Consider the following 11886-nt stretch of genomic DNA (forward strand, 5'->3'; position numbering starts at 1 on the left):
TGCGATCCTCATTCTGATCGCCACATTGATCGCGACGCTCTCTACGCTCGACTTCGATGCGCCTGCGCCGATCATCCGTGACGCCGGCGCTGCCTTCGTCAACGATCCAGACGATCTTTCCGCCGAGTTGCGCCGCTGCGGCGCGCTCGGTCTCCAGGATGCCGAAGACCAGCGCTGCGAGGCGGTCTGGACGGAGAACCGCCGCCGCTTCTTCGGCAGGCCGGCGCGGCCGACGCCTCCCACGGCCGCGCCGGCCGCAGCCACATCAAAAGGCGCCGCGCGATGAACAATGTCGGCGTCATCGACTCCTTCCTGAACACTTTCACGACCTATATCGATTCCGGCTTCGGCCTGCTGAAGGGCGATGTCGCCTATCTCTCCTCCACGCTGATCGCGATCGACATCACGCTCGCCGGCCTGTTCTGGGCCTGGGGCGCCGACGAGGACGTGATCCAGAGGCTCGTCAGGAAGACGCTCTACATCGGCTTCTTCGCTTTCCTCATCACCAACTTCAACAAGCTCTCGGGAATCGTCTTCAATAGCTTCGCCGGCGTCGGCCTCAGGGCCGGCGGCTCTTCGGTGTCGACCGCCGAGTTCCTGCGGCCGGGCCGTCTCGCTCAGGTCGGCCTCGACGCCGGTCAGCCGCTGCTCGACGCCGCGAGCCAGATGATGGGCTTTGCGTCCTTCTTCGCCAATTTCGTTCAGATCGCCGTGCTGATGATCTCCTGGCTGCTGATCGTCATCGCCTTCTTCATTCTCGCCATTCAGCTCTTCGTCACGCTGATCGAGTTCAAGCTGACGACGCTCGCCGGCTTCGTGCTCATTCCCTTCGCGCTCTTCAACAAGACCGCCTTTCTCGCCGAGAAAGTGCTCGGCAATATCGTCGCCTCAGGCGTGAAGGTGATGACGCTCGCCGTCATCGTCGGCATCGGCTCGGGCCTCTTCTCGCAATTCACGACGAGCTATGGCGGCGAGCAGCCGACGATCGAGCAGACGCTCTCCGTCGTGCTCGCCGCGCTCGCCATGCTCGGCCTCGGCATATTCGGTCCCGGCATTGCCACCGGCCTCGTCTCCGGCGCGCCGCAGCTCGGCGCCGGCGCTGCCGTCGGAACCGGCGTCGCCGTCGCGGGCGCCGGAATGCTCGGAGGCGCGGCGCTCGGCCTCGCCGGGAAGGGAGCGACGGCCGCCGCCTCGGGAGCCGCCGCCACCGCGCGCGGCGGCGCGAGACTCGCCGGCGGAGCCGCGTCGGCCTATGCGCTCGGCTCGGCCGGCGAGTCCGGGCCTTCGGCTGTCGCCGCCGGACTTGCCGGCGTCGGCCGCGCCGCGGGAGCCGTCGCAGCGGCTCCCTTCCGCCGCGCGGCCGCTCGCGCGACCAGTTCCTTGACCGAGAACTATTCCGCCGGCGCACGCGCCGCCTTCGCGGCGACCGGCGGATCGTCGACCACAGGCGCGGTCGGCGACGGCGCAACCAGCGCTTCGCCCGAGAATGCGCCGCCCGCCTGGGCGCGGCGCATGAAGCGAAATCAACTCGCGAGCCACGGCGCGACGACCGCCGCGCATGTCATTCAGTCCGGCGACAGCCACGGCGGCGGCCATTCCGTCGATCTCTCACAAGAGGAATAGACCATGTTCCGACGCGCCTCGGTGCGCTACGGCCGCACGCCCGAACCGGAGACGCCCTATCAGAGAGCCGCGCAGGTCTGGGACGAGCGCATCGGCTCCGCACGCGTCCAGGCGAAGAACTGGCGGCTGATGGCTTTCGGCTCTCTGCTCTTGTCCTGCGGTCTAGCGGCCGGCCTCGTCTGGCAGTCGACGCATGGGACCATCGTCCCGTGGGTCGTTCAAATCGACCAGCTCGGCGAGGCGCGCGCCATCGCGCCGGCGACCGCCGATTACACGCCGTCCGATCCGCAAATCGCCTGGTATCTCGCCCGCTTCATCAAGGACGTGCGCGCCGCACCGGCCGATCCGGTCGTGGTCCGACAGAGCTGGCTGCAGGCCTACGATTTCACGACGACGGCGGGCGCCGCCGCGCTCAACGACTACGCCCGCGCCAACGATCCCTTCGCCAAGCTCGGCAAGCAGCAGATCGCCGTCGACGTCTCCAGCGTCATCCGCGCCTCGGCCGACTCGTTCCGCGTCGCCTGGATCGAGCGCCGCTATCAGGACGGCGCGCTCGCCGACACGACGCGATGGACCGCAATCCTCACCATCGCCATCCAACCACCGACCGACGCCGATCGCCTCCGCAAGAATCCTCTCGGCGTCTACGTCAACGCCATCAACTGGTCCAAGGAGCTCGGACAATGACCCGGCCGAATTTCCTGAAAGCCGGCGATCCGGCTTCGCACATCGCCGTCAACATGCGGTTCCGCAAAAGAGGAAACGCGTCTTTCCGTAAAGCCGGCTTTGCGATTCTGCTCATTTCCGTGCCCTCGCTGGCCGGATGCGCGAAATTCATTCCGCCTGACATCGATTACGATGACGCCGCGCCGGCGCGGCTCTCCGCCGATCCGCCGGCGCCGGTGAAAATCGTCACCCTCGTCAAGCCGCTTCCCTTGCCGGGCCAGTTGAAGCCGCTGCACGCCGGCAAGGCGCCGCCCGAGCCCGCCGATCCAGCCGTGCGCGTCAATCAGGCCAACGCCGCCGCCCGCGTGCAGCCGGTGCGCGACGGATTCATCAACGCCGTGCACGTCTATCCCTTCTCGGGTGGCGCCCTCTATCAGGTCTATGCCGCGCCGGGACAGATCACCGACGTGGCCCTGCAGGAGGGCGAGCAACTCGTCGGCTCGGGACCGGTCGCTGCCGGCGACACCGTGCGCTGGATCATCGGCGACACCGAGAGTGGCGCCGGCGCGACCAAAAAGATCCACATCCTCGTCAAGCCGACGCGGCCGGACCTCGTCACCAATCTCGTCGTCAACACCGATCGGCGCACCTATCTGCTCGAGCTGCGATCGACCGAGAAGACCTATATGGCCTCGGTTTCCTGGCAGTATCCAGAAGACCAGCTCATCGCCTTGCGCCGTCAGAACGCGATCGCCGAATCTGCCGCGCCGATCGCGACGGGCGTCGACGTTTCCGCGCTGAATTTCCGCTACGCCATCCAGGGCGACAGTCCGGCCTGGCGGCCGCTACGCGCCTTCGATGATGGATCGAAGGTCTATATCGAATTCCCCACCGGCATTCGCCAGGGCGAGACGCCGCCGCTGTTCGTCATCGGTCCAGCCGGCGGCTCGGAGCTCGTCAATTATCGAGTCAGCCGAAATTATTACATCGTCGACCGTCTCTTCGCCGCCGCGGAACTGCGCCTCGGCGACGCGGATAGCGAGCGGCGCGTGCGCATCGTTCGCACCGATGGAAGGCCGCGCTCATGACGCCGGACGGGAATGACGAGAGATTTAGCTCGTCAGCGCCGATCACGCCGGACCTTCGCCTCCGAGGCGAACGCCCGCGCGTGACGCGGCTGTCGCGCAAGGTGCTAATCGGCTTGGCGAGCGTCGTGGCCCTCGCGATCGCCGGCGCGCTCGGCTACGCTCTGCAACCCCGCGACAGGAACGGCGCGGCCCAGGAACTCTACAACACGCAGAACCGTCCCGCCGCCGACGGCCTCGCGAACCTTCCCAAGGATTACACGGGAATGCCCCGCCCGGCGCCGCCGCTCGGGCCGCCTCTGCCGGGCGATCTCGGGCGGCCGATTTTGAACGCTGGCGCGGCAGGCAATACGACGATCGTCGGCGCCTCGGCGTCCGATCCAGAAGCGCAGCGCCGCGCGCAGGAAGGTGAGGCCGCGCGCGTGAGCCGCCTCTTTACTCAGACGAGTGAGCACGAGAGGCCGGTCACCCCGATCGCTCCGACCATAATCGCCGCGGGCGACGCTGGCGCCGTCGCGACGCCGTCTGTCGACGCCGGCTCTGCACAGAATATGCAGGATCGCAAAACCGCTTTTCTGACCGCCTCAACCGATCGGCGAACCGTCAGTCCCGATCGGCTCGCCAAGCCTGCGTCGTCCTACGTCGTTCAGGCGGGAACCGTCATCCCCGCTGCGCTCATCACCGGCCTCCGCTCCGATCTGCCGGGACAGATCACCGCCCAGGTGACCGAAGCGATCTACGACAGTCCGACAGGGAAGTTTCTGCTCATCCCTCAGGGCGCGAAGCTCATCGGCCAATACGACAGCTCCGTCGCTTACGGCCAAAGGCGTGTGCTCCTCGCCTGGACCCGGCTCATCATGCCCAATGGAGCCTCGATCGTGCTGGAGCGGCAACCCGGCGCCGATGCGGCGGGCTATGCCGGCCTCGAGGACGAGGTCGACAATCATTGGGACATGCTGATCAAAGGCGCTGCGATCTCGACGCTGCTCAGCGTCGGCGCCGAAGCCGGAACGACAGGCAGTGAGAGCAGCCTCATTCAGGCGATCCGCCGCGGCGGCTCCAACAGCGCGAATCAGACCGGGCAGTTGCTCGTTCAACGCCAGCTAAATGTCCAGCCCACTCTCACCATCCGACCGGGCTTCCCCGTCCGTGTGCTGGTGACGAGAGACCTCGTCTTGACTCCATACAAGGAAGGGACGGCGCCGTGACGAAACTGAAGCTCGGTCCGCTCGCCGACGACAAGCCCGTCAAAATCACCGTCGAGATTCCCGCCTCTCTGCATCGCGATCTCACCGCCTATGCCGACGCGCTCGGCCGAGCCAATGGGCAAAATATCGCCGATCCGCTCAAGCTGATCGTTCCGATGCTTCAGCGCTTCATCGCGACAGACAGAGCCTTCGCGAAGACTCGGACGCGTCCGAAACCTCAATCCGATGTCGCGGAAACCGAAAGGTCGGGATAGCGGGCGCGTAAAAGATCGAGAAATGGTTGCAGCATCGGATTGCTGTTTGTCTCTTTCCAATAGGCCGCGAACTGAAGCCGCATTTGCCCACAGTCGCCATGCAGCTCGCGATGGGCCACTCCGGGGCAGACGAAGCCGACGGCGCCTTCGAGCAGTGGCGCGACGCCATAGCCGGCGCCGACGAGGCTCAGCAGCCTGTCGAGGCTGACATCCTGATAGCTGATACGCAAAGCATCCGAGCCGCCGGCCTTCACGCTCAGCAATTGCTCGAGTTCGGAATCGACGCCGCTCCGCGTCAGCAATATCCGATTGTCGCAAAGCTCCCGCCATTGGATCGCTGGCCGATTATTGAGCGGGTGATTTTCCTGAACGGCGACGACGACCCGTTCGCCCCAGAGCGGCAGAACGCGGTCGTTCCACCTTCCGCCGCCGGAGGTCAATATGGCGACGTCGATCGCGCCGGCGGCGAGTTCGCCGAGCAATCCCACCTTGGCGCCGTCGACCAGGAGAATATCCGCATCCGCGATCTGGCGGCACAACTCCGCGAGCGTCTCCCGCAGATTGCCGGCCGAAAGCGACGAGCAAATCCCTATTCGCAATGGCCTGCTTCCGCCATTGCGGCGCGTCTTGAACGTGAGGAAGAGACGGTCCGCTTCGTCGACAATGGGCCGCGCCGCATCCAGAAATTCACGACCGACCGTCGTGAGCTTCGTTCCGCCGGTCGTGCGTTCGAACAAGTCCACGCCGAGCTCACATTCGAGATCATGCAATCGACGGCTGAGGGTGGATTGACGCGTGTTCAGCGTCTCCGCCGCTTGCCGAAGGCTTCGATGCCGCGAGGCGACAAGGGCCCATTTCAGATCTCGAAGCTCCGAATTCACCTGAAAAGCCCGGTTTCACAAGCTGATTTCCAGAATCGGACATGCCGACGACGGGACCGCCAGCGGCCGTTCTAATGCTTCCTACTTCATTGAAAATAAATGGCCTTTTCAAGGCCGTCGAATGGACGGCTATCGCTTTGCACGCTATGGGTTTTTCGGCGAACGGACCCGATTTCTCCGTAATCGATGCGCCGTCTCGCGCAGTCCGACCGCTCCTGCGTTTCCAATATACGTTGCTAAAACGTTCTAGCCGGCTTACCTTCCTCCGGCTGCAATTTCACGAGCAGCGGCCGAACGGGATGCTGGTAACAACCCGCCCGGCCTGACCACAACCCACGCTTGGTAGGAGCCTGGATCATGGCTGATTCTGAAGATAGCACGACTCCGCCCGCCGTTAGCTGGCGCGCGATTTTGCGAGGAACCGGCGCCTTGCCGTCCGGGAAGAGGACGGGAGGGGAGCCGTCCGACCCTGCGCTGCAGCTCTGGCGGAACTGGCAAGCCAATCACACTCAGGTCGTCGCACTGACGCGCCAGTGGCAGCGCATCGAGAAGAAGCTCATTCACTCGGTCGGCATCCCCGAGGTTGCGATCCGCATTTCGGGCGAGGAGGAGCCGAGAATCGCGCAATCGGTCGACGAGATCGAGGAGCTGATCGCGAACGAGCCGGCCATCGAGAGAGAAGCGCTGATCGCTGCGTTCGACGAGCAGCAAAAGCGATGGGACGAGGCGGCGGCGGCGCTCGGCTTCGACTCCGTGGACGGTGAACTCCGCGCCGCTCTCAGCAAGGAGCGCGACTTTGTGGCTTCGGTCCCGAAGACGAAAGCCTCCAGCCTGCCGGGCGTCGCGGCCAAGCTCGCCATCCTCATTCAGCTCGGCGAGCCGAGCCCGACAGATGCGGAATTTCCTTGGCCGGAACTGCGCTCGGCGCTGGCGGATATCGCCCGACTGGCGTCCCCGGAAGCGGCAGTCTCGCCGATGTGATCCTCGTGCTCGGGTCCATGGCCGCTCGGCTATGGACCCGGCTTCTTTCGAATTGCCCGCCTTTGCGCGGGCTCCTCACTTTTCCGAGACGGCTTTGCGCCTTTCTTGGGCTGCCCCTTCGTACCGGCGACTTCAGCTGATGCCGCGGATGACGATTTCGCCTCCGCGCTTTCGCTCGCAGGCCTCAAAAGTTCGAGCGCTGGGACGCCGAGAGCGTCGGCGAGGCGGCCGACGACGTCGACTGTCGCCGAATAGACGCAGCGTTCGATCGAGCTGATATAGGTCCGGTCGAGCTCGGCTCGGTGGCCGAGCTCCTCCTGCGACAGGCGTTGAGCCCGTCGATATTTCCTCAGATTGCGCGCCAGCGTCTCTCGCATTTCCATGACGAGAACCAGCCAGCTTGAAGAGTATTTATCTACGGAGTATACTCTACAAATGGTAGCGTTCGGTTCGAGGAGGGAAAGCGCCGGCGCGGCAGAGGGGGCGAGTCCGTAACCAATCGAGAGTCCGAATATGCGTGAGAAGCATCTGGGTCACGCCGTCTCTTTGGCGACGATTTTGTTGAGCACGCGCGAGCAGTTCGCTCGCGCGCTGCGTGACGCTGCGATGGCGAGCATCAGAGCGAGAACGAGAGGTGCGGGTTTCGACCAGCCGATCATCTCCCGCTATTTCCTCGAATCGCACGTCGACGACGCTCTCTATCTGATCGGCAGAGACGGGCTCGACGCGCTCGAGAGCAATGTCCGCTTCGCGGTCGACGAAATGATACGAGAGGCGTTGGAAAACGTGAGAATGCGCCGCACGGATAATTAGTCGATCGCGTTTTCGGTACGCCGGCTACGGCGGCGCATTGCACTTGCGCCATCAGGAGCTGACGTTTCCTGACCAGCAGCACGATTGACGTCGATCACATTTCAAAGATTCATTTTGGGAGCATCTGTTGTGGAAAGACGAATAACTCTCACTGACATAGACCGCCCTGGAGAGGCGCTCGAAGTCGACATCATCGCCGCCGACGAGACGTCTTTGACGCTGGCGGTGCCGAACACCTCCGTGCAATTTCGTTTATTCCGCCACAGCCGCAACGCTCCCTATCAAGGATCGTTGGGCGGAAGGAGCTTTTGCTTCGTTCCCCTTGCTGCCGAGGCCGGAAAAAGCCCACGTGGCGCGTCCGGCGAAATTCACGTCGCGCGTTCCATCCGGCAACGCCAAACTTGATTGCACTGCAATCATTGCCCATTTTGTTGACGACGCCATTCTGGAGGCTGTCGTGGCAAGTATCACAATCCGCAATCTAGACGACGATTTGAAGCGTCGCTTACGCATGTGCGCGGCTGAACATGGCCGCTCCATGGAAGAAGAAGCGCGGGAAATCCTCCGCCGCGCGATCAGAGGCGTCATCGCGCCGAAGAATCTCGGCAAAGCTATGCACTCCCGCTTCGCCGCCATCGGCGGCGTGGAGTTGGAGCTTCCCGCGCGCGGCCCGATGCGTGGACCTCCATCGTTCTCATGAACGAGGCCGTCATCCTGCTCGACAGCAACGTCGTCTCTGAGCTGATCCGGACTAAGCCCGCGCACGCGGTCTTGGACTGGTTCGCCGTGCAGGACTCGACCAGCTGTTTTTCAGCGCGGTGAGCGAGGCCGAACCGCGCACGGGCGCGGCGATCTTTCCCGCCGGCAAGCGCCGCAACAGTCTGACCGCCACCATCGACATCATGATCACGGAAGATTTGACGGGCCGCGTCCTGCCCTTCGACAGCCATCGGCCGCTAGATAGCGTATAGAGGCCAGCGAAACGTCAATCTCTGCCCGCCCTGAAGCACCCTCACACTTTCGAGGGCTCCGCCCGCCCGCTCGAAAGCGCGGCGATCACGGGCGTCGCCACCGCGCGCGCCGCTGCGGCCGCCGCGTCGCCATCGCGACGCGCGATCGCATCGATGATGACGGCATGGAGGTCCAGTCCCGGATTGGGGAGGTCGCCTTCGTCCAGCGCCTCCGACATATAGACGCGCACGGAGCCCGCGAAATAGCGATAGAGCTCGGCGAGCGCCGCATTGCCCGACATGCGCGCGATGGCCCCGTGGAACGCTATGTCGGCGTCGACGAAATCCGCGCGCGCCGCATGGTCCCTGCGTTCGCCACGCCGGCTCAGCAGCTCTCTCAAGAATGCGACGTCGGCCTCCGAGCGGTGCATCGCGGCGAGACGAGCCGCCTCGGCTTCCAGCATCGCCCGCAGCTCATAATGCTCTCGCAGGCTGGAGCGGCCGATCCGGCGCATGGTCTCGGCCGCATCCACATTCGTTCGCACATAAGTGCCGTCGCCCTGGCGGACTTCGAGAACCTGCGCGTGGGAGAGAACGCGGATCGCCTCCCGCACCGTGTTCCGGCCCACATCGAGCATGTCGGCGAGCTCCTGCTCGTTGGGGATTTTCGCGCCGACTTTCCACGCGCCGCTTTCGACCTGAGCGCGGATCAGATCGATCGTGGACTCGACGAGCGAGCGCCGAGGCGCCTGCGGGATCGTGGTCGGGGGCGACATATTCGACCTCATATCAGAAGACGCCGCTCGCCAGTAGCCGCGAGCTTGACGGCCGTGAGCAAACATAGGATGATCCTATCAGCCGATGAATAGAATGTCGACGCCTCGCTCGGGGAGTCGATATCGAGAGGCTCGGGAAAGAGCGTTCCGGCTCGACAAGATCGCGTCGGAAGAGGCTCCGGGAGGAGTCTACGGCAAAAGCAGACGAGCGAAGGGAGCGAAGATCATGGCTTCGGCAAGCGACGACAACCTATTCACCGGCCCTATCGGCGAGGAATATGATTTCCTTCCGTTCATCTGCCCCAACATCGTGACGGTGACGACGAATCTCGGCGCGGCGGTCGCAGCCTGGCGGCCCGGCGCCGCCTTGCGGGGACTGGAGATCGGCTGCGGCACGGGAACCAGCACGCGCTCGCTGCTCTCGCAGCGTGATGATCTGAGCCTTCGCGCGGTCGACGCCTCGCCGGCGATGTTGAAGCAGGCGCGCGAAAATCTCGCCTCCTATGCCCGCGCCGACCGCGTCGAATTCATCGAGAGCGATGCGCTCCTCTATCTGAAAGAGCGGCCCGCCGCGAGCGTCGACATCGTCGCCTCCAATTACGCCATCCACAATTTCGATCATCGTTACAGGCGCGAGCTCTTCGCGGAGATCCTACGGGTTCTCGAGCCGGGCGGCCTGTTCATCAATGGCGATCGTTTCGCGCTGGATGATCACGATCTTCAGCTCGCATCCACGCAGGCGGACGTCCGCAACATGTTCAAGGTCTTCGGCGAGGCGAAGCGCTACGATCTCCTCGAGGATTGGATCGTGCATCTCTTCAGCGACGAATCCGCCGATCGCCTCATGTATTCTTCGGCAACTTTGTCGACGATGCGCGCTCTCGGCTTCGCCGATGTGCGATCGAATTATCGCGAGGGGGTCGATATGCTGGTGACGGCCACGAAGCCTTCGAGCGCGGCGCGCGGCATCGATTGATCGGAACAGACCCATGACAGTCCAAACCCGTCCTCTGGCGTCCGCCGAAATCGCTGCGTTGCGCGGTCTCTCTCGTGAACAGGCGAAGACGCTGGCGCTCGCCTCTCTCGGCGGCGCGCTCGAATATTATGATTTCATCGTCGGCGTTTTCTTCGCCAAGACCCTCGCCGCGGTCTTCTTCCCGCATGACAGCCCGCAATGGCTCTCGCAGCTCCAGGTCTTCGGCATTTTCGCCGCCGGCTATCTCGTGCGCCCGATCGGCGGCGTCGTCTTCGCGCATTTCGGCGACCGCGTCGGCCGCAAGAGAATGTTCGCGCTCGGCCTCTTCCTGATGGCCTTTCCCACGCTGCTGGTCGGCCTGACGCCCGATTACCAGACGATCGGCTTCGCCGCTCCGCTCCTCTTCCTGTTCTGCCGGCTTCTGCAAGGGCTGTCCGTGGGTGGCGAAGTACCCGGCGCATGGATCTTCTGCGCCGAGCATGTCCATAAATCCCGGGTGGGCTTCGCCTGCGGGCTGCTGATGGGCGGGCTTTGCTGCGGAATATTGATGGGCGCGCTCACCGCCAAAATACTGACGGCAAGCCTCGCCGCCGATGATCTCACCGCCTGGGGCTGGCGCATTCCTTTCATCCTCGGCGGCGTCTTCGGCCTGATCTCGGTCTATCTAAGGAAGCATTTGCGGGAGACGCCGGTCTTCGAGGCGCTTCGCGAGCGGCGTGTCGCTGACGCCGGACTGCCGATCTCGCTCGTCTTCATGCGCTGCAAGAGCGAGGTTCTCGTCTCCATGGCCGCGACCTGGGTATTCGCCGGCGTCTTCGTGACCTATTTCCTCTATCTGCCCACTTATCTTCAGTCGCAATTCGACTATCGAGCGGCGGATGTCTTCACCGCCAACTGTTGGTCCATTTCGCTACTGATCCTCGGCAGCGTCTTCGTGGGCCGCATGACGGATATCATCGGTGGCGAGAAAGCCTATGCGATCGGCGGTGCTGCGATGGCGGCGGTCATCGCCGCGCTCGGCTTCTCCCTCGGTAATGGCGGCGCATGGAGTCTGCATCTCTATGCGATCGGCGGTTTCGCGATCGGAACGATCACGCTCACCCCCTATCTGATCATCCGCAGCTTCCCGCCCGAACTGCGCTTCACGGGATTCGCTTTGTCCTACAACACGGCCTATGCCATCATCGGCGGAACGACGCCGCCTTTGATGGCCCTTTTGGTCGGCGAGCGCGCCCTTCCCACGGCGCCCTTCTATTACATGACGGCGCTCTGCCTTTTGGGCGCGGCGATCGGCTTGCTAAGGGGCGAACGGTGAGGCGATGCGTGCCGCAAGCGCGGGATCTCGGAATGTCACCCTCTAGAAGTGGTGGACGAAGTACGGGGGTGGCATGACCGCCCCCGCGACGGCATGTGAGCCGCATACGACGAACATCCGGATCCAGTGCGGGACGCTGGCGCAACCCTTGCCACGTCGAGGCGGAATCGGATAAGTGGCCTCCGACGGCCATTGCGACGCTGTGCGGGCCTAAACTATTGGTCCATCGGGAGGACGAGCGGGCTTCATCACCAGCGGCGACCCTCATCAGGTTGGATATGCCGGCATGACTAAAGGATTTTCTAGGGATGATTCTTCGATACTCGAATAATCAGTCCATGGCATTGTGATGGAGCCC

General features: G+C 63.9%; 16 protein-coding genes. 13 read left to right on the forward strand and 3 right to left on the reverse strand.

Translation table 11 applies throughout. The annotated features are described in order from the left end of the window. The first annotated feature begins 25 nt into the window (after window positions 1–25). The 6 genes from trbK-alt to A1351_RS05300 are packed head-to-tail and all read left to right on the forward strand — an operon-like array spanning window position 26 to window position 4836. Window positions 26–286 carry a putative entry exclusion protein TrbK-alt gene (gene trbK-alt / locus A1351_RS05275; RefSeq protein WP_245291579.1) on the forward strand — a complete coding sequence of 87 codons (261 nt, stop codon included), beginning with the start codon at window positions 26–28 and terminating at the stop codon, window positions 284–286. Then, window positions 283–1623, forward strand: coding sequence for a P-type conjugative transfer protein TrbL (gene trbL / locus A1351_RS05280; protein WP_064032435.1), 1341 nt, complete (start codon window positions 283–285; stop codon window positions 1621–1623). Before trbK-alt ends, trbL begins: the two co-directional genes overlap by 4 nt. A 3-nt stretch (window positions 1624–1626) precedes the next feature. Then, on the forward strand, window positions 1627–2310 hold the full coding sequence (gene trbF, locus A1351_RS05285) for a conjugal transfer protein TrbF (RefSeq protein ID WP_064032436.1): 684 nt from the start codon (window positions 1627–1629) through the stop codon (window positions 2308–2310). Next, window positions 2307–3377, forward strand: a complete 1071-nt coding sequence (gene trbG, locus A1351_RS05290; protein ID WP_064032437.1) for a P-type conjugative transfer protein TrbG — start codon at window positions 2307–2309, stop codon at window positions 3375–3377. Before trbF ends, trbG begins: the two co-directional genes overlap by 4 nt. After that, window positions 3374–4582, forward strand: coding sequence for a TrbI/VirB10 family protein (locus tag A1351_RS05295; protein ID WP_064032438.1), 1209 nt, complete (start codon window positions 3374–3376; stop codon window positions 4580–4582). The genes trbG and A1351_RS05295 overlap by 4 nt, the downstream gene beginning before the upstream one ends. Continuing rightward, window positions 4579–4836, forward strand: a complete 258-nt coding sequence (locus tag A1351_RS05300) for a DUF2274 domain-containing protein (RefSeq protein ID WP_064032439.1) — start codon at window positions 4579–4581, stop codon at window positions 4834–4836. The genes A1351_RS05295 and A1351_RS05300 overlap by 4 nt, the downstream gene beginning before the upstream one ends. On the opposite strand, the gene A1351_RS05305 is transcribed toward A1351_RS05300, so the two are convergent. Continuing rightward, window positions 4800–5717 carry a LysR family transcriptional regulator gene (locus A1351_RS05305; protein WP_064032440.1) on the reverse strand — a complete coding sequence of 306 codons (918 nt, stop codon included), beginning with the start codon at window positions 5715–5717 and terminating at the stop codon, window positions 4800–4802. The two genes, A1351_RS05300 and A1351_RS05305, sit on opposite strands and share 37 nt — an antisense overlap. A 429-nt stretch (window positions 5718–6146) precedes the next feature. Between A1351_RS05305 and A1351_RS05310 the strand changes: the two genes are divergently transcribed. Further along, window positions 6147–6698 carry a hypothetical protein gene (locus A1351_RS05310; RefSeq protein WP_064032441.1) on the forward strand — a complete coding sequence of 184 codons (552 nt, stop codon included), beginning with the start codon at window positions 6147–6149 and terminating at the stop codon, window positions 6696–6698. A 29-nt stretch (window positions 6699–6727) separates the two neighbouring features. Here A1351_RS05310 and A1351_RS23740 read toward each other — a convergent pair whose 3' ends face one another. Further along, complete coding sequence (locus A1351_RS23740) at window positions 6728–7081, reverse strand: helix-turn-helix transcriptional regulator (protein WP_083967157.1); 354 nt, start codon at window positions 7079–7081, stop codon at window positions 6728–6730. A gap of 130 nt (window positions 7082–7211) precedes the next feature. Here A1351_RS23740 and A1351_RS05320 point away from each other — a divergent pair, with 130 nt between their 5' ends. The 4 genes from A1351_RS05320 (at window position 7212) to A1351_RS24465 (ending at window position 8482) form a co-directional block, all read left to right on the forward strand. Beyond that, the gene (locus A1351_RS05320) at window positions 7212–7511 is read left to right on the forward strand and encodes a hypothetical protein (RefSeq protein ID WP_064032442.1); all 300 of its coding nucleotides are present in this window, start codon (window positions 7212–7214) and stop codon (window positions 7509–7511) included. 349 nt (window positions 7512–7860) lie between these two features. Beyond that, entirely contained in the window at window positions 7861–8211 is a 351-nt protein-coding gene (locus A1351_RS05325; RefSeq protein WP_371441455.1) for a hypothetical protein, read from the forward strand. Next, window positions 8208–8333, forward strand: a complete 126-nt coding sequence (locus A1351_RS25985; RefSeq protein ID WP_256388640.1) for a hypothetical protein — start codon at window positions 8208–8210, stop codon at window positions 8331–8333. Before A1351_RS05325 ends, A1351_RS25985 begins: the two co-directional genes overlap by 4 nt. Then, complete coding sequence (locus A1351_RS24465) at window positions 8330–8482, forward strand: hypothetical protein (protein ID WP_157096122.1); 153 nt, start codon at window positions 8330–8332, stop codon at window positions 8480–8482. The genes A1351_RS25985 and A1351_RS24465 overlap by 4 nt, the downstream gene beginning before the upstream one ends. 41 nt (window positions 8483–8523) lie before the next feature. Here the strand turns inward: A1351_RS24465 and A1351_RS05330 are convergent, their stop codons facing one another. Further along, window positions 8524–9237: a FadR/GntR family transcriptional regulator gene (locus A1351_RS05330; protein WP_064032443.1), complete on the reverse strand. Its 714-nt coding sequence runs from the start codon at window positions 9235–9237 to the stop codon at window positions 8524–8526. Between the two features lie 226 nt (window positions 9238–9463). On the opposite strand from A1351_RS05330, the gene A1351_RS05335 reads away from it, so the two are divergent. Next, a complete protein-coding gene (locus A1351_RS05335) occupies window positions 9464–10213 on the forward strand; it encodes a class I SAM-dependent methyltransferase (RefSeq protein WP_064032444.1) in 750 nt (249 codons plus the stop codon). A gap of 13 nt (window positions 10214–10226) precedes the next feature. Continuing rightward, window positions 10227–11528 (forward strand): MFS transporter, encoded by a 1302-nt coding sequence (locus A1351_RS05340; RefSeq protein WP_064032445.1) that lies wholly within the window; start codon window positions 10227–10229, stop codon window positions 11526–11528. The last annotated feature ends 358 nt before the right edge of the window (window positions 11529–11886 follow it).

Source organism: Methylosinus sp. R-45379 (assembly GCF_001644125.1).
In the GTDB taxonomy this organism is placed as follows: Bacteria; Pseudomonadota; Alphaproteobacteria; order Rhizobiales; family Beijerinckiaceae; genus Methylosinus.

What these genes read in the sequence shown, in the direction of transcription:
- A1351_RS05330 (WP_064032443.1), bottom strand. Translation starts at nt 9,237, where the DNA reads ATGTCGCCCCCGACCACGATCCCGCAGGCGCCTCGGCGCTCGCTCGTC.
- A1351_RS05295 (WP_064032438.1), top strand. Translation starts at nt 3,374, where the DNA reads ATGACGCCGGACGGGAATGACGAGAGATTTAGCTCGTCAGCGCCGATC.
- trbF (WP_064032436.1), top strand. Translation starts at nt 1,627, where the DNA reads ATGTTCCGACGCGCCTCGGTGCGCTACGGCCGCACGCCCGAACCGGAG.
- A1351_RS05320 (WP_064032442.1), top strand. Translation starts at nt 7,212, where the DNA reads ATGCGTGAGAAGCATCTGGGTCACGCCGTCTCTTTGGCGACGATTTTG.
- trbG (WP_064032437.1), top strand. Translation starts at nt 2,307, where the DNA reads ATGACCCGGCCGAATTTCCTGAAAGCCGGCGATCCGGCTTCGCACATC.
- A1351_RS23740 (WP_083967157.1), bottom strand. Translation starts at nt 7,081, where the DNA reads ATGGAAATGCGAGAGACGCTGGCGCGCAATCTGAGGAAATATCGACGG.
- A1351_RS05340 (WP_064032445.1), top strand. Translation starts at nt 10,227, where the DNA reads ATGACAGTCCAAACCCGTCCTCTGGCGTCCGCCGAAATCGCTGCGTTG.
- A1351_RS05335 (WP_064032444.1), top strand. Translation starts at nt 9,464, where the DNA reads ATGGCTTCGGCAAGCGACGACAACCTATTCACCGGCCCTATCGGCGAG.
- A1351_RS25985 (WP_256388640.1), top strand. Translation starts at nt 8,208, where the DNA reads ATGAACGAGGCCGTCATCCTGCTCGACAGCAACGTCGTCTCTGAGCTG.
- trbL (WP_064032435.1), top strand. Translation starts at nt 283, where the DNA reads ATGAACAATGTCGGCGTCATCGACTCCTTCCTGAACACTTTCACGACC.